General features: G+C 56.4%; 3 protein-coding genes and 1 pseudogene. 1 reads left to right on the top strand and 3 read right to left on the bottom strand.

What is annotated here, in order from left to right; translation table 11 throughout:
• The coding region (locus tag U4E84_RS16920) for a hypothetical protein (protein WP_322533274.1) at positions 1-274 on the top strand (274 nt) is incomplete at its 5' end.
• A 160-nt stretch (positions 275-434) separates the two neighbouring features.
• Here the strand turns inward: U4E84_RS16920 and U4E84_RS16925 are convergent.
• The 3 genes and pseudogenes from U4E84_RS16925 to U4E84_RS16935 all read right to left on the bottom strand — a co-directional run.
• Positions 435-863, bottom strand: coding sequence for a DUF5615 family PIN-like protein (locus tag U4E84_RS16925; RefSeq protein WP_322533275.1), 429 nt, complete (start codon positions 861-863; stop codon positions 435-437).
• Entirely contained in the window at positions 860-1,207 is a 348-nt protein-coding gene (locus U4E84_RS16930; RefSeq protein ID WP_322533276.1) for a DUF433 domain-containing protein, read from the bottom strand. The genes U4E84_RS16925 and U4E84_RS16930 overlap by 4 nt, the downstream gene beginning before the upstream one ends.
• An 18-nt stretch (positions 1,208-1,225) precedes the next feature.
• Positions 1,226-1,659 (bottom strand): annotated as a pseudogene (locus U4E84_RS16935) (hypothetical protein); the annotation flags it as partial.

Consider the following 1,659-nt stretch of genomic DNA (forward strand, 5'->3'; position numbering starts at 1 on the left):
ACAATTTAACAGTTCAGATGAGATCATATCCGTTGACGCAAATTACTTAAGACGTTTTTATAGAGTTTTTACAAGATGGCCGATGAATGATTTGCTCACAAGAAAATTTAAATTTGAAGCACCAATCAGGGGTGAAATTGGAAAAATTGAAGGAGATGTCCGTATCAATCCCCTTAGTAAACGAACTAATGAGTTAACATTTGGCCAACATGAGAACATCTCAGAATTTGAAAAATTTTGTGCTATGACTCTTGGAATACTGGCACTTTATTAATTATTCTGAGTAGTGAGGGTACTGTACTAATTATTGGCAATGAATCCTCAGAACAGATTACAACCGACAGTTGGGTGCGAGTGAAGTGAATGTACCCACACAATTCAGAATGATGACAGGGGCGACGGGCGCTGCTTCGACCGTCGAACGACTCGACCTTTCAGGCGTGAGACGGCCGAATTTGGGGGTCTGAGATCGGCGCTTGGCGACCGGAGTGAACGCTACCCGTGAAGCCACTCGTACCACTCGCCGAGATCGACCAGTTCGTTCTCGACGCCGTGCGTTCCGTACTGGTTGAAGACCTCGTCGACAGTTCTGGCCAGTCCTCGGGATCAGTATCCGGAAGGGCCTGCTCGTAGTAGAGGAGTATCCCTGCGTGGTCGTGTTCCCGGTGCAGCGGTTCGAAGTCGCTGGCGTTATTCGTCACGAGTACGACACCGTTGTCCGCACACCTCTGCAGCAGCGCGTCGTCAGTCGCGTACTCGCCGAACCGATCTTTCGCCTGCTCGACTTCGTGCCCGCGTTCCCGGAGCAGTCGCTCGAAGACGCGACCGACGTGTCCGTCGAGAAGGATTCGAGCGGTCGTCACTGAGCCGTCTCTTTCGGCTTCAGCGCCGACTCCCGAACGCGATCGAACGCCGCTTCGTTCTCCCGTTCGAGATCGCGCATCGCCTCGATGTGCGCGTAGTAGTACGAGAGCGCCTCGTAAACGTCGGAAAGCGGGGGGTCGAACTGGTCCGCGACGTGAGCGGGTGACTGACCGCCGTCGATTACCCGGGCAGCGACGTGGCGAACACCGACTCTCGTCCCGCCAATTCGGGGTTCACCTCCGAGTACGTCGTCGTCACGCACGATTCCCATGAGTGAAGGTATGGAACCCACCGTTATGTTCTTTCGGCGGGTGCCCTCACGACCCCGAATGCCGCCGATCACCTATCGACCGGTGAATAACTACGGGGGACAGAGAGTGCGGGCCGCCTCTGCCGATATTGTTACGCTTTGGTTGCCGAGTGTCACCGGGCCGTCAGTCACGTCCCCGAGGAGATCACGAAGTCCCTCTGAGTACGTCACCGGTCGCTCTTCTTTAACGACCATCGTCCGCTTGTCGGGGTACACTATCGCTCGGTGGTCGAGGTAGATCCGCGCGAACGATACTCGCACTGGGGCTGGAACGTCCCACACGACTGACGGGAACGCGTCGAGGCTCACCTTCTCGCCCGCCGGGGCGCCCATCGTGACGAGGCACCGACCGAGGACAGATCCGTCGGACTCGGGGAGGATCTCGGTCGCGCGGTTGTCGTCGTCGGCACGACGAACAACTGTCTCGACATCGACTCGGTTGAAGGCACCCCGAACATCGTCGATCTCGATGCGCCGACCTACGG

Origin of the sequence: Halorubrum sp. AD140 (assembly GCF_034497445.1) — an archaeon.
Classification (GTDB): domain Archaea; phylum Halobacteriota; class Halobacteria; order Halobacteriales; family Haloferacaceae; genus Halorubrum.